This window comes from Kangsaoukella pontilimi (assembly GCF_009830125.1).
Lineage (GTDB): Bacteria > Pseudomonadota > Alphaproteobacteria > Rhodobacterales > Rhodobacteraceae > Kangsaoukella > Kangsaoukella pontilimi.
Genome location: NZ_WUPT01000001.1, coordinates 61,094 through 83,107, shown reverse-complemented (window position 1 = coordinate 83,107; position 22,014 = coordinate 61,094). Strand labels below are relative to the sequence as shown.

At 61.7% G+C, this 22,014-nt stretch carries 18 protein-coding genes and 1 pseudogene; 10 read left to right on the top strand and 9 right to left on the bottom strand.

The annotated features are described in order from the left end of the window. Positions 1-6 precede the first annotated feature (6 nt). Complete coding sequence (gene phaZ / locus GQ651_RS00485; RefSeq protein WP_160762261.1) at positions 7-1,272, bottom strand: polyhydroxyalkanoate depolymerase; 1,266 nt, start codon at positions 1,270-1,272, stop codon at positions 7-9. A 131-nt stretch (positions 1,273-1,403) separates the two neighbouring features. On the opposite strand from phaZ, the gene phaC reads away from it, so the two are divergent. Beyond that, positions 1,404-3,203 carry a class I poly(R)-hydroxyalkanoic acid synthase gene (gene phaC, locus GQ651_RS00480; RefSeq protein WP_160762260.1) on the top strand — a complete coding sequence of 600 codons (1,800 nt, stop codon included), beginning with the start codon at positions 1,404-1,406 and terminating at the stop codon, positions 3,201-3,203. A 141-nt stretch (positions 3,204-3,344) separates the two neighbouring features. Further along, the gene (locus GQ651_RS00475) at positions 3,345-3,788 is read left to right on the top strand and encodes a Phasin (protein WP_160762259.1); all 444 of its coding nucleotides are present in this window, start codon (positions 3,345-3,347) and stop codon (positions 3,786-3,788) included. A 76-nt stretch (positions 3,789-3,864) separates the two neighbouring features. Here the strand turns inward: GQ651_RS00475 and GQ651_RS00470 are convergent, their stop codons facing one another. The 8 genes and pseudogenes from GQ651_RS00470 to GQ651_RS00435 all read right to left on the bottom strand — a co-directional run bounded on the left by GQ651_RS00470 (position 3,865) and on the right by GQ651_RS00435 (position 14,447). Next, the gene (locus GQ651_RS00470) at positions 3,865-4,245 is read right to left on the bottom strand and encodes a response regulator (protein WP_160762258.1); all 381 of its coding nucleotides are present in this window, start codon (positions 4,243-4,245) and stop codon (positions 3,865-3,867) included. After that, on the bottom strand, positions 4,223-7,708 hold the full coding sequence (locus GQ651_RS00465; protein ID WP_160762257.1) for a chemotaxis protein CheB: 3,486 nt from the start codon (positions 7,706-7,708) through the stop codon (positions 4,223-4,225). The genes GQ651_RS00470 and GQ651_RS00465 overlap by 23 nt, the downstream gene beginning before the upstream one ends. A 111-nt stretch (positions 7,709-7,819) precedes the next feature. Next, positions 7,820-8,665: pseudogene (locus tag GQ651_RS00460) on the bottom strand (ABC transporter permease); the annotation flags it as partial. Between the two features lie 13 nt (positions 8,666-8,678). After that, positions 8,679-10,415 carry an ABC transporter permease gene (locus tag GQ651_RS00455; RefSeq protein ID WP_160762255.1) on the bottom strand — a complete coding sequence of 579 codons (1,737 nt, stop codon included), beginning with the start codon at positions 10,413-10,415 and terminating at the stop codon, positions 8,679-8,681. Then, positions 10,415-10,702 (bottom strand): DUF1330 domain-containing protein, encoded by a 288-nt coding sequence (locus GQ651_RS00450; protein ID WP_160762254.1) that lies wholly within the window; start codon positions 10,700-10,702, stop codon positions 10,415-10,417. Before GQ651_RS00450 ends, GQ651_RS00455 begins: the two co-directional genes overlap by 1 nt. A gap of 57 nt (positions 10,703-10,759) precedes the next feature. Next, positions 10,760-11,875 carry an extracellular solute-binding protein gene (locus GQ651_RS00445; protein ID WP_160762253.1) on the bottom strand — a complete coding sequence of 372 codons (1,116 nt, stop codon included), beginning with the start codon at positions 11,873-11,875 and terminating at the stop codon, positions 10,760-10,762. A gap of 108 nt (positions 11,876-11,983) precedes the next feature. Beyond that, positions 11,984-13,075 (bottom strand): ABC transporter ATP-binding protein, encoded by a 1,092-nt coding sequence (locus GQ651_RS00440; protein ID WP_227257913.1) that lies wholly within the window; start codon positions 13,073-13,075, stop codon positions 11,984-11,986. A gap of 157 nt (positions 13,076-13,232) precedes the next feature. Further along, on the bottom strand, positions 13,233-14,447 hold the full coding sequence (locus GQ651_RS00435) for an aminopeptidase P family protein (RefSeq protein WP_160762251.1): 1,215 nt from the start codon (positions 14,445-14,447) through the stop codon (positions 13,233-13,235). A 188-nt stretch (positions 14,448-14,635) separates the two neighbouring features. Here GQ651_RS00435 and GQ651_RS00430 point away from each other — a divergent pair, with 188 nt between their 5' ends. The 8 genes from GQ651_RS00430 (at position 14,636) to GQ651_RS00395 (ending at position 21,945) form a co-directional block, all read left to right on the top strand. Then, positions 14,636-15,820 (top strand): M24 family metallopeptidase, encoded by a 1,185-nt coding sequence (locus tag GQ651_RS00430; RefSeq protein WP_160762250.1) that lies wholly within the window; start codon positions 14,636-14,638, stop codon positions 15,818-15,820. A 130-nt stretch (positions 15,821-15,950) separates the two neighbouring features. Continuing rightward, a complete protein-coding gene (locus GQ651_RS00425; protein WP_160762249.1) occupies positions 15,951-17,375 on the top strand; it encodes a cytochrome ubiquinol oxidase subunit I in 1,425 nt (474 codons plus the stop codon). A 5-nt stretch (positions 17,376-17,380) separates the two neighbouring features. Then, on the top strand, positions 17,381-18,388 hold the full coding sequence (gene cydB, locus GQ651_RS00420; protein WP_160763894.1) for a cytochrome d ubiquinol oxidase subunit II: 1,008 nt from the start codon (positions 17,381-17,383) through the stop codon (positions 18,386-18,388). Further along, on the top strand, positions 18,388-18,492 hold the full coding sequence (locus tag GQ651_RS00415; RefSeq protein ID WP_160762248.1) for a DUF2474 domain-containing protein: 105 nt from the start codon (positions 18,388-18,390) through the stop codon (positions 18,490-18,492). Before cydB ends, GQ651_RS00415 begins: the two co-directional genes overlap by 1 nt. Before the next feature lie 49 nt (positions 18,493-18,541). Beyond that, a complete protein-coding gene (gene hydA, locus GQ651_RS00410; protein ID WP_160762247.1) occupies positions 18,542-19,984 on the top strand; it encodes a dihydropyrimidinase in 1,443 nt (480 codons plus the stop codon). After that, the gene (locus GQ651_RS00405) at positions 19,981-20,370 is read left to right on the top strand and encodes a VOC family protein (protein WP_227257912.1); all 390 of its coding nucleotides are present in this window, start codon (positions 19,981-19,983) and stop codon (positions 20,368-20,370) included. The genes hydA and GQ651_RS00405 overlap by 4 nt, the downstream gene beginning before the upstream one ends. Then, on the top strand, positions 20,367-21,041 hold the full coding sequence (locus tag GQ651_RS00400) for an aspartate/glutamate racemase family protein (protein WP_160762246.1): 675 nt from the start codon (positions 20,367-20,369) through the stop codon (positions 21,039-21,041). Before GQ651_RS00405 ends, GQ651_RS00400 begins: the two co-directional genes overlap by 4 nt. Further along, the gene (locus GQ651_RS00395) at positions 21,034-21,945 is read left to right on the top strand and encodes a dihydrodipicolinate synthase family protein (RefSeq protein WP_160762245.1); all 912 of its coding nucleotides are present in this window, start codon (positions 21,034-21,036) and stop codon (positions 21,943-21,945) included. Before GQ651_RS00400 ends, GQ651_RS00395 begins: the two co-directional genes overlap by 8 nt. Positions 21,946-22,014: the final 69 nt, after the last annotated feature.

Here is a 22,014-nt window from a genome sequence, read left to right as displayed (position 1 = left end):
GGCCGGTCAGGCGGATTTACGGTCCTTCGCCGGCGCGGCCTTGGGCGCGTTGTCGTCGATGAAGTTCAGAACGAGCGGGCGGATATTGTTGCGCCAGCTCTTGCCGGCAAAAATACCGTAGTGGCCCGCGCCCGGCTCGAGATGCGCGGCCTTTTTCGACTTCGGCAAGCCGGTCAGCAGGTCCAGCGCGGCAAGGCACTGGCCCGGTGCGCTGATGTCATCGCGCTCGCCCTCGACGATCTTGACCGCGACGTCCGTGATCGCGGCGATATCCACCTTTTTGCCAGCGACGGTGAAATCGTTCCGCGCGATCTCGCGGTTCTTGAAGACCCGCTCGACTGTCGAGAGATAGAACTCGGCGGTCATGTCCATCACGGCCAGGTATTCATCATAGAACCGGTTGTGCTTGTCATGGTCGCCCGCCTGGTTCTTGGCGACGCGAATGATCTGCTCGACGAAGGCCGTGGTATGGGTCTCGGCGTTCATCGACATGAACGACGCAAGCTGCTGCATCCCCGGATAGACCTTGCGGCCCACGCCGGCATATTTGAAGCCGACCCGCTGCAGGATGAACTGTTCAAGCTGGCCCATGGTCACGCGGCGACCGAAGTCGGTCACATCGGTGGGCGCGGCATCAGGGTCGATCGGACCGCCGATCAGGGTCAGGGTCCTCGGCTGCGCCTTGGGCTTTTCGGCGCCCAAGTATGCCGTTGCCGCCAGCGCAAGCGGTGCGGGCTGACAGACAGCGATCACGTTCAGGTCGGGGCCGAGATGCTCCATGAAATCGGCGAGATAGAGGGTGTAGTCCTCGATATCGAACTTGCCTTCGGACACCGGGATGTCGCGGGCGTTGTGCCAGTCCGTGATCCAGACCTCGGCATCCGGCAGGAGGCTCTGCACGGTGGAGCGCAGAAGCGTGGCGTAGTGACCCGACATCGGCGCGACCAGCATGATCCGCCGAGGCTTTTCGGGCCGCCCCTGAACGCGGAAGCGGATCAGGTCGCCGAACGGGCGTGCGATTTCGGTCTCGACGCTCACGATGTGATCGCGGCCATCCGAGCCAACGACGGCGTCAATTCCCCAGTCCGGCTTTACGATCATGCGCGAGAAGGTGCGTTCGGTGACTTCGCCCCAGGCCGCCATCATGCGGAAAGAGGGATGCGGCACCGTCCCCCAGATGGGATAGGACGCCATTGCCTGAGCGGTGGCGCCGGCCCACTGGTTCGTAATCCGGATCGTCTCCATGAGGTCGTAGGTCATCATGTAGCGCATTAGTCGATCCTCATGGTCAGGCCGGCGGGCCAAAACGTCGCTTTGCCCTATGCGCTCTCGACGGATAAGGTCAATAACAACGGGCATTCACATCGAATGCTGCACCTGCAAAGTAAGCCTTAAGCCCTGAAATGACAACAGAAGAAACCAATTCCCCGCCCGAACTGGACCGCATGAACGAGAATCTTGCGAAGATCGAAGAGCTGTCGCAGCGCCTCGTCGCGGCCATTTCGCAGAAGAAACACCATCATCCGGGCCTCGAGGGCCCCGGGCAGGATCTCTATGTCCGGGCGGCTGCGGCCTACATGGCCGAAATGATGTCGAATCCGTCGAAGCTGATCGAGCATCAGATCGGCTATTGGGGCAAGGCGCTGAAGCATTACGTCGATGCGCAGCACATGCTGGCGCAGGGCAAGCTGACCCCGCCCGAGGACAACAGCCCGACCGACCGCCGCTTCAAGAACCCGCTTTGGGAAACGCATCCCTACTTCAACTATCTGAAGCAACAGTATCTATTTTCGTCCGAGGCGATCTTTGAGGCAGTGGACGACCTTGAAGGGCTGGACGACAAGGACAAGGCGCGCGTGCGCTATTTCACACGCCAGATCGTCGACATGATGAGCCCGTCCAACTTCCTGGGCACCAACCCCGAAGCGCTGGCCAAGGCGGTCGAGACCGAGGGCCAGTCTCTGGTCGACGGCCTTGAAAATCTCGTCCGCGATATCGAGGCGAACGACGGCGACCTTCTCGTTACGCTGGCCGACAAGGACGCGTTCCGGGTGGGCGAAAATATCGCGACCTCTGAAGGATCGGTCGTTTATCGCAACGACCTGTTCGAACTGATCCAATACGCGCCCAAGACCGACACTGTCGCCAAGACGCCGCTGATCATCTTTCCGCCCTGGATCAACAAGTTCTACATCCTGGACCTCAAGCCCCAGAACAGCCTGATCAAGTGGATCGTCGAACAGGGCTACACGCTGTTTGTCGTCAGCTGGAAGAACCCGGACGCATCCTACAAGGACTACGGCCTCTCCGACTATGTCGAGAAGGGCTATCTGACCGCGATCGAAGAAGTGAAGGCGATCACTGGCGAGGATCAGGTCAACGCCATCGGGTATTGCATCGCCGGCACGACGCTGTCGCTGACGCTGGCTTTGATGGAAAAGCGCGGCGACAAGTCTGTCAAATCCGCAACCCTTTTCACGACGCTGACCGATTTCGACGATCAGGGCGAGTTCACCGCGTTCCTGTCCGACGACTTTATCGACGCGATCGAGGAAGAGGTCTCGGAAAATGGTATTCTCGACAAGTTCATCATGTCCCGGACGTTCAGCTTCCTGCGCTCGAACGACCTTGTCTATCAGCCCGCGATCCGCAGCTATATGATGGGCGAGGCACCGCCAGCCTTCGACCTGCTCTACTGGAACGGCGACGGCACGAACCTTCCCGCCTGCATGGCGATGGACTACCTGCGCGGGCTTTGCCAGGAAAACCGCTTCGCGAAGGGCGGGTTCGAGATGTTCGGCGAGACGCTGAAGATCAGCGACGTCAAGGTCCCGGTCTGCGCCATTGCCTGCGAGACGGACCATATCGCGGCGTGGACGTCGAGCTATGCGGGCGTCCAGGAGATGGGCAGCCGCTCGAAGACGTTCATCCTGTCCGAGTCGGGTCATATCGCCGGCATCGTCAATCCGCCGTCCAAGAAGAAGTACGGCCATTACACCAACGGCGACTGGTCGGGCACGCCGGCAGACTGGCGCAAGGCTGCGGAGTTTCACGAGGGATCGTGGTGGCCCCGTTGGGAGGAATGGCTGGGCAAGCGGTCGGGTCGTCAGGTCAAAGCCCGCATCCCGGGCAAGGCCAAGGGCTATCCGGTGTTGGGCCCTGCGCCCGGGAAATACGTCTCGGAAACGCCTAAAAAGGCCTAACTGTCTGATTTATTCAGAAAGAATTTTTTTGCTGCAGTGCAGCAAAGGGGTTGATTTGCTGCGCTGCAGCATGTATATCCTTTTGCAGACGCAGAAAGCGGGTCCTCCCCGCAAACACGTTAGACAAATTGGAGAGAGACCATGGCCAAGACCAACGACTACACCAAACTGATGAAAGACATGATGGGTGCCTTCCCGGTCGACACGACCGCGATGCAGGACGCCTTCAAAACCCAGGCTGCCTTTGCCGACAAGATGTCGAAAGTTGTTCTCGACGCTGCTGAAAAGTCGACCGAGATTTCGGCTTCGTGGACCAAAGCGACCATCGGCAAGTTCGGCGTTGTCACCAACGTCAAGGACGATCCGGCGGACTACACCAAAGCCATGACCGACTTCGCTTCGGCTCAGGCTGAAATGAGTGCCGAGTCGATGGCTGCCTTCGCCGAAGTCGCCAAGAAAGTTCAGATGGAAACCGTCGAACTGATGCTGGCCGCTGGCAAGGACATGGGCGACGAAGCCACCAAAGCCGTCAAGAAGGCCACCGACGACATGACCGCCGCCGCCAAGAAGGCGACCGCGAAGTAATTCTCAGGTTTCTGATTGCCAACGTCCTCCCTGTTGGCATCATCCTGACTGGCGGGCCCCCGGGCCCGCCATTTTTTTATGCTTTGCCGTTATCCGCAATGCGCACCAGGGCGTTCCGAATATCTTCATGGCTGGTCGGCTTTTCGAGAAAGTCGAACGCCTGCAGACGCTCGGACAACTCGCCCTTGTTATAGCCCGAGGCAAAAAGAACGCGCGTTCCCTGCTCCCTGAGAGATATCCCGAGTTCAGACGTGCGCTCGCCGTTTCCGAGATTGACGTCGAGCAGCGCGAAATCCGGCACGCCCTTTTCAAGCTCGCGCTCGGCTGCGCGCAGCGTATGCGCCACACGAACATCCGAGAATCCGAGATCGCGCAGGTGCTCGGAGATTTCCAGAGCCACGATAATCTCGTCTTCGACGTAGAGGATCGAACGGTCAGAGAAAATCGTAGACAACATCTTCATTAACCACATTCAGTTCTTCGTAAGGTACCGACAAAGTGACTTTCAGGCCGCTCTCCTGCCAGTCGAACACTACGTCACCATGCAGGCTTCCGGTGATTGTCGAGGCGATGAGCTGACTGCCGAAGCCGGAGCGCTCGCGCTTGGGAACGGGCGGTCCGTCGCTTTCCGTCCAGGTGAAGACCACCTTGTCATCGTTGCCGTCATCCAGCCGGAACCAGTGCAACGACACGCGCCCGGCATCTGTCGAGAACGCGCCATACTTGGCGGCGTTTGTCGCAAGCTCGTGGATGGCCATACCAATGGCAAGACAGGCGCGCGCATTCATCTTCAGAGGCGGCCCCTTCAGCGAAACGCGATCTTCGCCGTAGATGTCGCGCGTTTCCGGCCCGATCAGCGCGTAGATATCGGCGGCGCGCCAGTTCTCTTCGGTCAACACCTTGTGCGTGTGGGCAAGCGCATTGATCCGCGAGGCGAGCGTGTCCAGAACCGCCATGTCGGTCGTCGCATCCCGACGCGCCCGCGATACCAGTGCAAGCACATTAGCCAGCATATTCTTCACGCGGTGCTGCAGCTCCTGCATCACGCGCTTCAATTCGGCCGACATCTCGGTCTGTTCGGTGATATCGCGGAAGTTCACACCCACGGCGACGGTCTCGCCCTTGTTCTGAACCGGATACCAGTCGGTCAGGAACAGCCGCCTCTCGCTGCCACTGGCGGGTGTTCTGCCTTCCATCCGACGCGCGAGAACGGGCGAGCCGGTCTCCATGACGATCCCGAAGGCGTCATCCACCTGTGCGGCCAGATCGGGCACCACGTCCCGCATGTGCCGGCCGACATGGCTGTCCACGCCGAGGCCATTGATCTCGGCCATGCGCTGATTGATCCGCAGATAGGTGCCGTCGGTACCCAAAAGGGCCATGGCCTGCGGGCTGACATAGTAAAGCTGTTCGATCTCGGCGAGACGGCGCTGGCTTGAACTGCGCTCGGACTCGGCAGTGTGAAGCGCGCGTCTCAGCGCCGTCACATCGGTCATCGTACAGACGACACCACCCCGTGTCGGGCCTCCCTCACCCGTGTAGGGCTCGATATCCAGCAGGAACTGTTTCTCACCGCCCACCGACGAGATCTCTTCTTCAATCGGGACCTTCGACTCAAGGACCTGACGGCACATCCGGGTCAGCATGACCATGTCGACATCACTGCCGATATCGTCGATGCGCCGCCCCCGGTCGCTGTCCACGAAACGGAAGGCGTTGCGCGATTCGGGCGTGAAGAACCTCAACCGCAGCTCGTCGTCGAGGAAGATCGTGATGATCCGGGTCGAACGCATCAGGTTCGCCATGTCCTGATTGGCGTCTCGCAGTTCCGCGATCTTGACTTGAAGTTCTTCGTTTGTGGTCGAGAGCTCTTCGTTCGCCGACTGAAGCTCTTCGTTCATCGACATCATTTCTTCGTTCGAGCTTTTCAGCTCTTCGTTCGATGTCTCGAGCTCTTCGATGGTGGTCCGAATGGTCTCGCGCGCGCGCTCAAGTTCGAGTTCGAGCTCCTGCACGTAGTCGCCCGTATCGGCGCTCTGGCGCTGCATGACGATCGGGCGATCAGCATGGGCGTCGAGCCTGTCGTCGATCACGATCAGACGCGAGCCGTCTTCGAGCTGCGCAAGGCCTAGAACGATCCGAACCTCCTGCCCGTCGATCTCGCCCCGATACTCGACCTCTTTGACGTCGCTGCCGCCATCGGCTTTGACGATCAGACGTCTAAGGCTGGATTCCAGCTCAGGGATGATGAGCTGGGTAATCACCATCCGCGTGGAACCCGGTTTGATTCGGAGATATTTCGACGCGCGGTCTGAGGTATAATGCAGCCGGCCGGAACCGTCGGTCAGGACGAAGGGCGGCGAGAAGCGCGAAATCAGAGGATGCGCCAGAGGATCGCGGTAAAGCGTCTCGGCTTCGAGTTCAGCCGTCATGTCAGGCGCAACGACGGCGGTCGTATTCTGAATTGGGAAGTTCAGCCGCCGCGACGGACCCTGACGCCGCTGGAAGATACGATTGCGCTGATCGACCGTGATGAACAGGTCGTCGATGATCCGGGGCGTCTCGCTCGGGCCGAGGAACAGATAGCCGCCCTCTTTCAGCGCATAGTGGAAGACGGTTATCGCGAAGTCCTGCAACTCGTTGTCGAAGTAGATTGTCACGTTCCGGCAGGACACCAGATCGATCCGTGAAAAGGGCGGATCCTTGATAATGCTCTGGTTCGAAAACCGCACCATTTCGCGGAGCTTCGGCGTAGCCTCATAGCCGTCGGGCGTCACGGTGAAATACCGCGCCAGCAGCGCCTCGGGCACTTCGTCGATAATTGAGTTGGGGAAATGCCCCTTGCGCGCCATGCGGAGCGCATCTTCATCGATATCGGTGGCAAAGATCGCCACCTGCGCGTCACCGTCGGTGCGCTCCAGCTCCTCGGCGATGAGCATCGCGATGGAAAAGGCTTCCTGTCCCGTCGAGCAGCCCGGAACCCAGACGCGGATCTCGTCGCTGGCTCCCTTGTTCTGCACGATCTTCCGGATCACCTCGGTTTGCAGAGAATCGAATGCCGGCGGGTCACGGAAGAAGCTGGTGACGTTGATCAGGAGGTCGCGGAAAAGCTTCGCCGCCTCGCTCTTGTTCGAAATAAGCTCTTTCAGATAGGCATTTGGCTCGCTCAGGCCCAGAACGGACATGCGCACGGCGATCCGGCGCAGGAAGGTCGCGTGCTTGTACTGCCCGAAATCGTGGCCGGTGCGGTAGCGGATATGCTTGGCCACACGCTGCAGAAACTCGGCGTCAGACAGGACAGATGGCTTCAGGTCGCTCCGGATCGAGAAGTAATCGCTGATGACGTCATACATGTCCTGCGTCGGCAGGACGATGTCGTCGGCGCCCGTCTCAATGGCGCTGTTGGGCATCCCGTTATACTCTGCCTGGCTCGGGTCCTGAACGAAGACAAGGCCGCCGGCCTCTTTCACTGCCCGGATGCCGATGCTGCCGTCAGACCCTGTACCGCTCAGAACAATGGCCACGCCGCGGGGCCCGACATCCGACGCAAGGCTTTCGAAAAACTTGTCGATCGGGCGCCGCAGACCGCGCGGCGTCGACATCTTGGTCAGCCGGAGCCGGCCCTCATCGATCGTCATGAACGCGCCGGGCGGGATCAGGTAAATGTGGCCCGGTTCGACTTTGGTGCCGTCCTCCGCCGTTGCGACGGGGGTCTCGGTCCGCTTGGCCAGAAGCTCGGGTAGAAGGCTTTCGTGATCGGGATCCAGGTGCTGAACGAGGATGAGCGCCAGAGAATGCTTGGGCGGCAGGGACGCCAACAGACTTTGGAACGCCTCCAACCCTCCGGCGGAAGCGCCAACTCCTACTACCAGCGGCCCTCCATCGTTAAGACGGAGATCACCGTATGTATCGTCAGGCATCTCGTTTCGGTCCCCGGCGCACCGGTCATTCGTCGACGGCACTTACCGAAGATTGCACCACAATGACGAGAAAATCTATGCCCTATGACACACTCTGGTTGAAACCCGGCGTCAACCCGGTGACATGCCGCGCAGTTTTTCAGAGCGTCTGCGAAGGATCTCGATCGTTGCGAGAAGCAGAATGGAGAGCGTCACCAGAATCGTCGCAACGGCCAGGATCGTCGGGCTGATCTGCTCGCGCAGGCCGGTGAACATCTGCCAGGGCAGCGTCTTCTGACCTGCGGAGCCCACGAACAGAACCACGACGACCTCGTCGAACGACGTAATGAAGGCGAACAGTCCACCCGAGATCACTCCCGGCAGGATCAGCGGCATCTGCACCTTGAAGAAGGTGGTTACCGGATCGGCACCCAGGTTGGCCGATGCGCGTGTGAGCGAGCGATCGAAGCCGACCAGCGTGGCCGTCACAGTGATGATGACGAAAGGAATGCCAAGCGCCGCGTGGGCCAGCACGACGCCCCAGTAAGTGCCCTGCAGACCGACCCGGCTGTAGAAGAAATACATGCCGGCGGCCGAGATGATGAGCGGTACGATCATGGGCGAAATCAGGATCGCCATGATGGCGCGCCGGAAGGGAACGTGCGGCTGGCTGAGGCCGATGGCCGCCAGCGTGCCGAAGGACACCGACAGGATCGTCGCCATCGGCGCGATCCGGACCGAGTTCCAGAGCGCCTGCTGCCATTCCGAATTGGTGAAGAAGTCTTCGTAATGCTTCATCGAATAGCCTTCAGGGCTGAGCGACAGCATTTCTGGCGTGAAGGTGAAGAAGTCTTCGGCGTTGAAGCTGAGCGGGATGATGACCGCGATGGGCGCGATCAGGAAGAAGAAGATCAGCCCGCAGATCACGCGAAAGCCGTAGTACCAGGCTTTCTGTCCGACGGTGGCGTATGGGGGAAGTCCTGACATGTTCTTACCCTCCCAGCTTGACGTTATCGATGCCGACGATGCGGTCGTAGGTCCAGTAAAGGATCAGAACCGCCGCCAGAAGGATCGAACCCAGCGCCGCAGCCAGCCCCCAGTTCAGCGAGGACGAGATGTGGTACGCGATCCGGTTCGAGATGAAGACACCCGTGGTGCCGCCAACCAGTTCCGGCGTGATGTAGTAGCCGATGGCCAGAATGAAGACGAGGATCGAGCCTGCGCCGATGCCCGGTACCGAGTTCGGGAAATAGACCCTCCAGAAGGCGGTCCAGTCGGTCGCACCAAGGGATTTGGCGGCGCGGACATAGGCCGGCGGAATGGTCTTCATCACCGAATAGAGCGGCAGGATCATGAAGGGCAGCAGGATATGCGTCATCGCGATGATGGTGCCCGTCTGGTTGTTGATCATCACCAATCGGTTCGCGTCATCCACCAGACCGATCCAGACGAGAATGTCGTTGATCACCCCTTGTTGCTGTAGCAGCACCTTCCACGCGCTGGTTCTGACCAGAAGCGACGTCCAGAAGGGCAGGAGCACAAGGATCATAAGCACGTTCGCGGTGCGAAGCGGCAGGTTCGCAAGAAGGAAGGCGATGGGATAACCCAGGAGGATGCAGGATAGCGTGATCGCCATCGACATTATCAGTGTCCGCTGGAAGAGCAGGATGTAGATCTGCTCGTCTTCGGGGCGTGACTGGATGCCATCGGGCGTCAACTGAAGGTCGATGGAGTTCAGGAAATACCCCATCGTGTAGCGATCGGAATAGGTCTGAAGCGTGCGCCAGACCTCCGGGTCGCCCCAATCGTCGTCCTCTTCGATGAAGGCTGCGCGGTAGTCGACCACCGGCAGGCTGTCGACATTGGCCAGTGCGGCCTGAAGCTCGGCGGCACCCGGGCCGGAATAGCCCTCAATTCCCGCGCGGAGCGACTGGTCCTGAAGATCGAGGCCAAGGGCGGCAAAGACTGCTTCCCAGGGCTCTTCCTCAGCGACGACGTCTTCTTCCACTAGCGCGGTGAGAATGGCGAAGGCCGTATATTCGCGCGTCGTGCGCGGCAGGATGCTTGCGATGGTGGCCGAAGGCGCAAAGCCGATCTCGCCATCCTTCGGCTCGTCGGTCAGAGCGGCCATGCGCGCGCGCTCGGCCGCAAGCAGGTCGCCCGCCGCGGCGCCGTCGCCCGCATTCATCATGGCGTACCAGAAATCCGCCTCTTCCCAGAGCTCGTTCTGGTCTTCGAACACGTCCTGATAAAGCTCGCCGATGTCGTCCAGACCGCGCCCGGTGGAGCGGAAGGTCGACGAAATACCGGTTTGCTCGTAATTGAGGCGCGTGCCGAGCTGGGTGTGTTCCTTCGCCTCGGCGGCGACAAAAAGATCGAAGAAGAGCGCGCGGAACACGTCCGGGGACGGCAGTTCTTCGGTCGCGCTGTCCCACTCATCGAGCGCCTCGACCGTTGCGGGAAGCGTGTCTTCGACGATCGCGTTTTCGACCGAACGGAACAGCATGTCCGCGATCGGCGCGATAAAGGTGATCAGAATGAAAAGCAGAAGCGGCGCGATGAGCAGAAGCGCGCGGGTCTTCTCGCGGCGAAGCGCGCGATTGAGCGACCGCTTCAGCGGCGTTCCGTCCGCCGCCAGAACCGGGCCGTTGTCGGCGCGGTCAGCATTTCGAATGGCGTTGTCCGGGGTGGCGCCGGTGACTTGATCGGGTCCGGTTGCGTCGGTCATCAGACACCCTCCACGACGATAATGACACTGTCGGCTGTGCGACGGCGGATCTCGGCGACCTCTTGGTATCCGGGATCGTTATAGGCCGCGAGAGCGGCCTCATAGCTGGGGAATTCGATCAGGACATGCCGTTGATAGGTCTCGCCTTCGGGCACCTCTGACTGTCCGCCGCGGATGATGAATTCTCCGCCCAGCGCCTTCAGGATCGGTGTGTCCCGCTCGACATATTCCTTGTAGGCTTCGGGGTCTTTCACAGTGATGTGCCCCATTATGTAGCCTTTAGGCATGTGTGTTCCCCCGTCGGTGGCTGCGGGGCCGTGAAGCCCCGCAGTAGGTCGTTATGATTATTGGGCCAGCCAGGCCTGGAACTTCGCGTCGAGATCGTCGCGATAGTCCGCCCACCACTCGTAGTTGTAGAGCAGCGTGTTAGTGGCGTTTGCCGGATCGGTCGGCATGTGCGGCGCCATCTCGATGCCGAGGTCAGCGTGCTGACCGACAAGCGGGGCCGAAGACGCACGCGCCGGGCCGTAGGAAATGTACTTGGCCTGGTCGGCCAGACGCTGCGTGTCAGTCGCGAAGCGGACGAAGTCCATCGCGCGCGCCAGACGATCTTCGGGCAGGTCGGCAGGAATGATCCAGCCGTCAAGGTCGAACACCTGCATGTCCCAGAGCATTTCGACCGGCTGGTTCTGCTCTTCGATCACGCTGAACAGACGGCCGTTATAGGTCGTGCCCATGATGACTTCGCCATCGGCCAGAAGCTGCGGGGTGTCGGCACCGGCCGACCACCAGACAACGCTGTCCTTGATGGTGTCGAGCTTGGCGAAGGCGCGGTCCTGGCCCTCTTCGGTCTCAAGCACGTCGTAGATGTCTTCCTTGGCGACACCATCGCAGTACAGAGCCCATTCCATGTTGTTGATCGGACGGCGCTCGAGGCTGCGCTGACCCGGATAGGTTTCCGTGTCGAAGAAGGCGCAGATCGAGTCAGGCTTCGGGGCACCTTCGGGAAGAAGGTCCGAGCGGTAGCCGGCAGTCGTCGAGTAGACGATCTGCGGGATGAAGCAATCCGAAACAAGAAGATCGCCGAAGTCGTCCGACGCGTCCGAGCCGTCATCGCCCTGGGCGAGCATCTCGTCATGGTCGATTTCCATGGCAAGACCTTCGTCGCAGAGACGGATGGCATCCGAGGCCACCACGTCGACCACGTCCCAGGTCACGTTGCCGGCTTCCGCCATGGCGCGGAGCTTGGCAACGGCTTCGTTCGAGCTCGAATCCCAAACCGCGGTCACGCCGGGGTTCATTTCGAGATAAGGCTCGACATAAGCGCGCTGCTGGCTTTCCTGATAGGCACCGCCCCAGGAAACGAGCGTCATTTCATCGGCCATATGGCCGCCGGCAAAGGCACCGCCAGCCGAAACGGCCAGGGCAGTCGTTGCCAGCAAAGAAGTCGTCAGTTTCATGTTTTACTCCCATGTCCCGAACTTGATAACTGAAAGGTCCAGCCTCGGGACAGGCCACGAACCTTTCTTAGCGTCACTTCCCGGCGAGCCCGGGAAGCCTGCGTTTGCTCAGGCGTCCAGCGCCCGGCAATCCTGTGGCAACCAGCCGATCTTGACATGTTCACCGGCATTGAGCCGGACCTGATCGGCGCGGTTGCGTGTTTTCACGAAAAAGTCGTCCCGACCGGCGACCCGAAGTCGCGTGCGGAAGACATCGCCCATATAGATGAACTCGAGCACTTCGGCGTCGAGCGTGTGAGCGTCGGGGCCGAGTTCGGGGTTGAATTCCACCCGCTCGGGGCGAATCGAAATCGTCGTTCTTTCACCCGGCTGCGAGACGTTGACCGGCTTGGCGTCGATCAGAGCGCCATTGTCGAGTCGCACGGTACAGCGGTCGCCCTGAATCTGCTCGACCTTGCCGGAAAGCGCGTTGTTCTCACCGATGAACTGGGCAACGAATGCGTTTTCCGGCTCTTCATAGAGTGTGTCGGGCGGCGCAAGCTGCTGAATGCGGCCATCGTCGAAAACGGCCACGCGGTCCGACATCGTCAACGCTTCGGTCTGGTCGTGGGTCACGTAGACTGTGGTGATCCCGAGACTGTGGGCCAGATTGGTGATCTCGAACTGCATGTGTTCGCGAAGCTGTTTGTCGAGAGCGCCGAGCGGCTCGTCCATAAGGACAAGCTCGGGCTCGAACACCAGCGCGCGGGCAAGCGCGATCCGCTGCTGTTGCCCACCAGACAATTGCGCCGGACGACGGCCGCCAAAAGCGCCCATCTGCACCATGTCGAGGGCGCGTTTGACTTTTTCCTCGCGGGTCGACTTGTCGAGCTTCCGCACTTCCAGCGGAAAGGCGAGATTCTCGGCCACGGTCATATGCGGGAACAGAGCATAGTTCTGGAAGACCATGCCGATCCCGCGCTTATGCGGCGGAATGTTGTTGATGGGATTGCCGTCGAGCAGGATTTCCCCGTGCGTCGCGGTCTCGAAACCGGCCAGCATCATCAGGCAGGTCGTCTTGCCCGACCCCGAGGGCCCGAGCATCGTCAGGAACTCGCCCTTTCCGATGGACAGGTTCAGGTCCTTCACGACAAGCGTTTCACCGTCGTAGCTTTTCTGGACTCGGTCGAAAACGACAAAGCCGCTGGGTCCACTATCCAAAGCCAAGGCATCCCCACTGTTTGTGCCGCATGGTGATCAAACCCATGCGGTCATGTTTCTTTTCCTCGCGCGCATTTCAACAGTGTAGGCGCTTGGGTGCAACCCATTCGTCAAAACCGGCATTTTGGGCGCCGATTTCGGCATCGGCGCCCCCAAATCAGGCAGAGATCGCATTATGTGCCGGTCCGTACGGGAAACCGGTGATATTTTCGGCACCATCGCGGCCAACCACGAGAATGTCATGTTCTCGGTAGCCGCCCGCGCCGGCCTGCCCTTCGGGCACCCAGAGCATCGGCTCCATCGACACGACCATGCCTTCTTCCAGGACGGTATCGATATCCTCGCGCAGCTCCAGCCCGGCCTCGCGTCCGTAATAGTGGCTGAGGATGCCGAAGGAGTGCCCGTAACCGAAGGACCGGTACTGCAACAGCCCCTCATCCGCGAAGAAGCGGTTGATTTCATGGCATATTCCCGAACAGGTCGCCCCAGGCTTGATCAGCGAGATGCCAAGCTCATGCGCCGCGACATTTGCCTCCCAGAGACGCAGCGTGTCCTTGTCGGGCTCGCCCAGGAAAAGCGAGCGTTCAAGGGCCGTGTAATAGCCCGAGATCATGGGAAACGTGTTCAGGCTGAGCAGGTCTCCGGCGGCAAGGCGACGGCCCGTCACAGGGTTATGCGCCCCATCGGTGTTCAGCCCCGACTGAAACCAGACCCAGGTGTCGCGATACTCGGCATCGGGGTGTGCGTCGGCAATCGCGGCCTCCATCGCGTCGCGCCCGGCCATGGCGACGTCGATCTCGCGAACACCGGGTCGGATCGCCGCATGAATCGCTTCGCCGCCGATATCGGCCACCCGCGCGCCATCGCGGATGAGCGCGATTTCGGCGGGCGACTTTACCATCCGGAGCGACATCGCATCGGGCGCCACGTCGATCAGTTCCGGCCGGCCGAGCATGTCGTCCAGCGTCCCGCGGGCCTGCAGGGTCAGGTGATCGCCCTCGATTCCCAATCGCTTCACATCCCCGAGCAGATGGGCAACGGCCCGCCAGAAGTTGTTCCGCTTCCAGTCAGTATAGATGACATTGTCGCCATGGGACCGGCGCCATGGCTGACCGGCGTCGATATTGGCCGACACGGTCGTGCAGCGGTCCTGCGTGATGACGCAGCCATAGGGGCGACCGAAGCTGCAATAGAGAAAGCCCGAATAATAGGCGATGTTGTGCATCGAAGTCATCAGCACCGCCGGAATGTCCCGGCGTGCCATCACCGCGCGGAGCTTGGCGAGGCGGTCATCATATTCGGATTGCGCGAAAGGCAGCGGGGCCTTGTCGCCGTTTTCGCAGACGAAAAATTCAGGGCGTTCCGTGGTCATTGGCGTATCTCCCAAGGCGGACCGGTCCGGGGTCCGCGATATTGCCCCGGCGTACAGGGCCAATATCTCCCGGACCCGGGTCACACCCGGGGCAGCGACGCCATCGCTGCGGGTGGCCGCAGATTAGCACCGGCACCTGCTTGCGCAAGCGTCTTGACGCGACGGCGCTCTCCGGCGACTGATCGCATATGGCACCGATTGATCTCCCCTTCACGCTCGCTGAATACACCCGACGCCTGACCAACGTGCGCGCCGAGATGGCACGCCGCGGGCTTGACGTTCTCTTCGTCGAAGATCCGTCGAACATCGCCTGGCTGACGGGCTATGACGGCTGGTCCTTCTATGTCCATCAGGGCGTCATCGTGACCCACGAGCATGATCCGTTCTGGTGGGGCCGGCGGCAGGATTCGAACGGCGCGCTCCGCACCGTCTGGATGTCGTCCGACCACGTGCTGTCCTATGCGGATCACTTCGTACAGTCGACCGAACGGCACCCGATGCAGGATCTGGCCGGCCATCTGCTGGACATGAGCCTGGGACGCGCGCGGATCGGCGTCGAGATGGACAACTACTATTTCTCGGCCAAGGCCTATACGTCGCTGGTCGCCGCGCTGCCGGACGCCGACATCCTGGACGCGACCGCGCTGGTGAACTGGCAGCGGGGCGTCAAATCCGAGGCCGAAATCGACTACATGCGCCGCGCCGCGCGCATTTCCGAGCGGCTGGTCGATCTTGCCCGTGAGCGTATCGAACCGGGACTGCCCAAGAACATGCTGGTGGCCGATATCATGGCCGAGGCCATTCGCGGCAATGGCGAGGACTGGGGCGACTATGCCGCCATCGTGCCGCTGCTGCCGTCGGGTACCGACGCCGCCGCGCCGCATCTGACCTGGGACGGGCGGCCGTTCCGGAAGGGCGAGGCGACGTTCTTCGAATTGTCGGGCTGCTATCACCGCTATCACGCGCCCTTCTGCAGAACGGTGTTCCTGGGCGAGCCGCCAGAGACCATCAAGCGCGCCGAGGCGGCGCTGGTCGAGGGTCTGGAAGCGGGCCTCGCCGCCGCCCGACCGGGCAACCGCGCCTGCGACGTGGCCAACGCCCTCGCCGCGCCCTTGGAAAAAGCAGGGATCGAAAGGGGCGCGCGCTGCGGATACCCGATCGGGCTGTCCTATCCGCCCGACTGGGGCGAACGCACGATATCGTTCCGCGCCGAAGACGAGACACTGCTTGAAGCGGGAATGACGTTTCATTTCATGCCGGGCCTCTGGATGAAGGATTGGGGGCTGGAGATCACCGAATCCATCGTCATCCGGGAGGACGGACCGGCAGAGTGTCTCTGCGACCGTCCCCGCGAGTTGTTCGTCAAACCCTGACAGGCCGGAACCGACTTCGGATCACCCGTCGCGCCAGTTTGTCGCGCGGCAGGTGGGCGCGCGACATGCCGCCCGCTCGGATTCGGGACGGTTTGCCCTATCTCTCGGGAAACAAGTCAGGGTTTTCCAAATGTTGGATGGATTTTCGGCCGAACATCTGGCCAGATTTCAATTCGCCTTCACGGTCTCGTTTCACATCATCTTCCCGTCCTTCTCTATCGGGCTGGCCAGCTATCTTGCCGTTCTGAACGGCCTCTGGCTCTGGAAGAAAGACGAGGTCTATCTCAGGCTTTTCGAGTTCTGGAAAAAGATCTTCGCTGTCGCCTTCGGGATGGGCGTCGTCTCGGGCATCGTGATGTCCTACCAGTTCGGTACCAACTGGTCTGTCTTCTCGGACAGGGCCGGGCCGGTGATAGGGCCGCTGATGGCCTACGAGGTGCTGACTGCCTTTTTCCTGGAGGCGGGTTTCCTCGGCATCATGCTCTTTGGCCGGAACCGTGTGGGACCGGGCCTGCACATGACCGCAACCGCGATGGTCGCCATCGGGACGCTGATTTCCGCCACGTGGATTCTAAGCGTGAACAGCTGGATGCAGACGCCCGCTGGCTTCGCCATCAACGAGCAGGGTCAGTTCGTACCCGAAGACTGGTGGGAAATCGTCTTCAACCCGTCCTTCCCCTACAGGCTTGTCCACATGACGCTGGCAGCATTCCTGACCACGGCCTTCGCCGTGGGCGCGGTCGGCGCGCTGCATCTTCTGCGTGACCGCAGCAACCGCGAGGCGCGCACCATGTTCTCGATGGCGATGTGGATGGCGGCGATCGTGACGCCGATCCAGATCGTCGCGGGCGACCTGCATGGTTTGAACACCTACGAGTACCAGCCGCAGAAAGTGATGGCGATGGAAGGCCATTTCGACAGCTACCCCGAAGGTGCACCGCTGATCCTGTTCGGCATCGTGGACGAGGCCAACAAGGAGGTCGACTACGCCATTGAGATTCCGAAATTGTCATCGCTCATCCTGAAGCACGATCTGAATGCGCCAATGGACGGACTCGACACGATTCCGGACGAAGATGAGCCGCCGGTGGCCATCGTCTTCTACAGTTTCCGCATCATGATCGGCATCGGCATGGCGATGCTGGCGGTCGGGGTCTGGAGCCTCTGGGCGCGCTGGCGCGGGCGGCTGGACAGCTCGGTCTGGCTGCACCGGTCGGTTCTTGCAATGGGACCGTCGGGTTTTGTCGCCGTGCTCGCAGGCTGGATCACGACCGAGGTGGGCCGCCAGCCGTTCACGGTCTACGGGCTGATGCGGACGTCTGAATCGCTCGCACCGGTCGAGGCTCCGGCAGTCGCTGCGTCGCTCATCGCCTTCATCATCGTTTATTTCTTCGTCTTCGGCGCGGGGACCTTCTATATCCTGCGGCTGATGAACAAAGGGCCGGGCAACGCGCCGCCGCTCCGCTCGGAAGGGCCCAGTCGGACAGCCGGCATCACGCCCGCCTACCAGATGCGCGAATCCGGCAAACTGCCGCAAACCACGCCGGGAGAATGACCATGATGGCCGCATTCGATCTTCCCTTCATCTGGGCCGGTATCATCGCCTTTGCGGTACTGGTCTATGTCATCCTCGACGGTTTCGACCTTGGCATCGGCATTCTTTTCCCGATGCTCCGGACCGATGGCGACCGCGATGTCGCGATGAATTCCATCGCACCCGTCTGGGACGGAAACGAGACATGGCTGGTCCTTGGCGGCGGCGGGCTCTTCGCGGTTTTTCCGCTGGCCTATGCGGTGGTCATGCCGGCGCTCTACATGCCGATAATCCTGATGCTTCTGGCGCTTGTCTTCCGGGGCGTGAGCTTCGAATACCGGTGGCGCACCAAGCGCTGGCGGGGCGTCTGGGACGCTGCGTTCTTCGGCGGGTCGGTCATAGCCGCGTTCTGTCAGGGCATCGCCCTTGGCGCGCTGGTGCAGGGGATCGAGATTGAGGGCCGCGCCTATGCCGGTGGCTGGTGGGACTGGCTGACGCCGTTCACCGTCCTGACCGGTGCGGCCGTCACCGTGGGCTACGCGCTTCTGGGCGCGACATGGCTGGTGATGAAGACCGAAGGACACACGGCGATCCAGATGCGTGGCTATGCAATGTGGCTGGGGGCCGCGACGCTCGGCTTCATCGGTCTGGTCAGCATCCTGACGCCGTTCCAGGACCCGGTCTATTTCGAACGCTGGTTCGCGGGGCGCACGGCGATCTGGTCCGTCATCGTTCCCGCGCTTGTGGCTGTCGCAGCCTGGGTGATGTTCCACGGGTTGAGACGCGGTCATGACGTCTCGCCGTTCGTTGCGGCTCTGGCGTTTTTCACGCTCAGCTTCATCGGGATCGGGATCAGCTTCTATCCCATGATCGTGCCGCCGTCGCTGACCATTCAGGATGCGGCAGCGCCGGATTCCTCGCTCGCCTTCGCGCTTGTGGGGGCGGTGATCCTCGTGCCGATCATTCTGGCCTATACCGCCTACGCCTATTGGGTGTTTCGCGGCAAGGTCGACCCGACCGAGGGGTATCACTGATGCCGGAGGGTCTGAAACGCCTAGCGTGGTTCGTCGGCCTCTGGCTTGCCGGGGTCGGCGTGATCACGGTGGTCGCCATGGCGATCCGGGCGGTGATCCTCTGAGCCGTCGCGCGCTCTTGCGGGGCGAGCGCGCCCCTGCTCTAGTCCGGACATGTCCCGCTATGACCTGATCCTGACCTCCGCCCGCGTCCTGACCGCAACCCATGACGGAATTGCCGATATCGGCATCCGCGACGGCAAGATCGCAGCGCTTGGCGACTTGTCGGGCGCCGAGACGGGCGACCGTCGCGATCTGACCGGCAAGGTCGTCACGCCCGGCGGCGTCGATGTGCACTGCCATATCGAACAGATGTCCGGCATGGGGCTGATGAATGCCGACACGTTCGAGACCGCGACAAGATCGGCGGCCATCGGCGGCACCACCTCGGTCATCAGTTTCGCCGCGCAGGCACGGGGCCAGCGCCTGAGCGACGCGATGTCCGACTATGCTTCGGCTGCATGTCGGGGCGCAATGATCGACCATGCGTTTCACATGATCGTAGCCGACATGTCCGTGCCCTCGGTCGCGGAGGATATGCGCCGCCTGATCGGAGAGGGCCATCGCTCGATCAAAGTCTTCACGACCTACAACATTCAGCTTTCCGATCGGGAAATCTGTGAGGTCATCGGAATCGCCCGTGAGGCCGGTGCGCTGGTCTGCATCCATGCCGAGAATGACGGCCTGATCGGCTGGACCAAGGAGCGTCTGGTTGCAGCGGGCAAACACGCGCCCCGTTACCACGCCGTATCGCATCCCCGTCTGGCCGAGATCGAGGCGGTCGAGCGCATGATCCGCTTTGCCGAGTTCTTCGCCACTCCGCTTATGCTGTTTCACATCTCGACGCGCGAGGCGCTTGACGCCATCCGCGCCGCGAAGGCGCGCGGAGTGCCGGTCTGGGCCGAGACCTGTCCGCATTACCTGATGATGGCCGCCGACTTTCTGGACCGCGACGGCATCGAGGGCGCCAAGTGGATGTGCTCGCCCCCGCAACGCGCGACCGACGATCAGGTGGCGCTTTGGGAGGGGCTTGGCGATGGCACGCTGTCGCTCGTGTCCTCTGACCACGCGCCCTACCGCTTCGACGAAACCGGCAAGCTGTCGCAAGGACGCGATGTCGATTTCTCGAAGATCGCCAATGGCCTGCCGGGGCTGGAAGTCAGGATGCCGCTTCTCTTCGATGAGATCGTCTCGAAAGGCCGCCTGCCCGCGACCGAGTTCGCGAGGCTGACCGCGACCGAACCGGCGCGGCTTTACGGGCTATCCGGCAAAGGCGACATCGCGGAGGGTTTCGACGCCGATCTCGTAGTCTGGGGCCCCTACGTACAAGTGACCTACGGCCCGGACGATCTGAACGATAACGTGGGCTATAACCCGTGGGAGGGCCGGACGGTCACCGGATGGCCGGAGATGACGCTGCTTCGTGGCAAAGTTGTTGCCGAGGCAGGAGCGGTTAGGGCCGAGCCCGGCACGGGCCGCTGGATCGACCGGCCCGCTATTGGCGCGGCGACCGACCGCTCACCGGCCCCGGAATACACCGAAGCGACCATGCCATGATGCCGCCGCCGTCGCTGCCGAAGCTTGCGATCACCTTCCTCTACTACAAGGACCTTGCACGGGCCGAGGCGTTCTACCGCGAGACGCTTGGTCTGCCTCTGGTCATCGACCAGGGATGGGCCAAGATCCTGCGCCTGGCCGGGGGCGCGCATGTTGGTCTGGTGGACGAGGCGCGCGGCATGAACGACTGGCAAGCCGAGAAATGCGTGCAGCTTTGCCTTCGCGTGCCGGATGTGGATGCGTGGTACGGCTGGTCGCAAAAGGCGGGGCTGAGTGGCCTTTCAAAGCTCTTTCAGAATGACGAGATCGGCATCCGCGCCTTTGTCTTCACCGATCCCGAAGGCTATCAGATCGAGGTGCAATCCGCGACGAGGCCCGGCGCGTGACGCTCTACGTGATCAATCCGAACTCGACCCAAGCCGTGACCGACGGGATCGACCGCGCCATCCGGCTTTTGCGATCTTGGGGCTATCCCATCGAATGCCTGACGCTGGCAGAGGGGCCTCCGGGGATCGAAAGCGACGCCCATGTAGCCGGGGTCGTCGCCCCGCTCACCGCGCGCATGGCCGGGCTGACCGATGCGACCGGCTTCGTGATCGCCTGTTTCAGCGACCCGGGCGTTTCGGACCTGCGCAAGACCCATGCCCGTCCCGTCATCGGCATACGCGAGGCTGCTGTCACTGACGCGCTGACCCTGGGCGAGCGCTTCGGCGTCATCGCGATCGGCGAGCCGTCGGTGCGCCGCCATCTTGCTGCCTTCGATGCGATGGGCGTGTCGTCCCGTCTGGCAGGCGACCGTCCGCTCGGGCTGTCCGTCACCGACCTTGCCGACGCGGCCCGGACGCTGGATCGCATGATCGAGGTCGGCCGCGCGCTCTGCGATGAGGACGGTGCCGATGTGCTGATCATGGGATGCGCAGGTATGGCCCAGTATCGCGCGCGCATAGAAGAGGAAACCGGCCTGCCTGTGGTCGAGCCTTGCCAATCCGCCGTTGCCAAGGCACTTGGTCGAATTACGCTTGGACTGACACACAGAACGGGGATGACCCATGCTTGACGAAACAGCCAAAGGTGTCTTCACCATCGCCGCAACGCCCTTCCTGCCTGATGGTGCGCTCGACACGCAAAGCCTTGACCGGATGGTGGATTTCTACCTCGAGAAGGGCGCGACCGGCCTGACCATCCTCGGCATGATGGGTGAGGCCGGCAAGCTGACGGCGGCCGAGTCGGCAAGCGTTATCGAAACCGTCTGTGCCCGCGCGAATGTGCCGGTCGTGGTCGGCGTGTCGGCAGCGGGTTTCGCGGCCATCGAAGCGCTGACCGCCGTCGCCATGGACAAAGGCGCAGCGGGTGTGATGGTGGCCCCTCCCGGCAGTCTCCGGACCGACAAGGAGATCCTCGGCTACTACCGGACAGTGGGCGAACGGCTGGGCGATGTGCCGTGGGTTCTGCAGGACTTTCCCCTTGTCACCGGCGTCAAGATCGACACCGATATCATCCTGAAAATCGTGGAAGAATGCCCGCGCTGCGTGATGCTGAAGCATGAGGATTGGCCGGGGTTGGAGAAGATCTCGGCGCTTCGGAAAGCGAGCGACGCAGGCGCGCGCCGGATTTCTATCCTCTGCGGCAATGGCGGGCAGTTCCTGCTGGAGGAAATGCTGCGCGGGGCCGACGGCGCCATGACTGGTTTTGCCTACCCCGAGATGATGGCCGATGTCGTGCGCCTGATGAGCGCCGGCGACGAAACGGCTGCACGCGATTTGTTTGACGCCTATCTCCCGCTTGTGCGCTACGAGAGCCAGCCGGGCCTGGGCCTTGCGATCCGCAAGCACATCCTTGCGAAACGCGGCGCCATTGCCCATCCGACGGTGCGCGCGCCGGGTCCGAAACTGTCCGCCGACACACTGGCCGAGGTTGAGACGCTGATCGCGCGGCAAGAGGCGCGGCTCGCCGGTCTCTGAGGGCGCAAATTTCCCAACGGTCAGGGAAAACCCGCGCTTTTCTTGAAGGCCAACACAACATATAGTGTC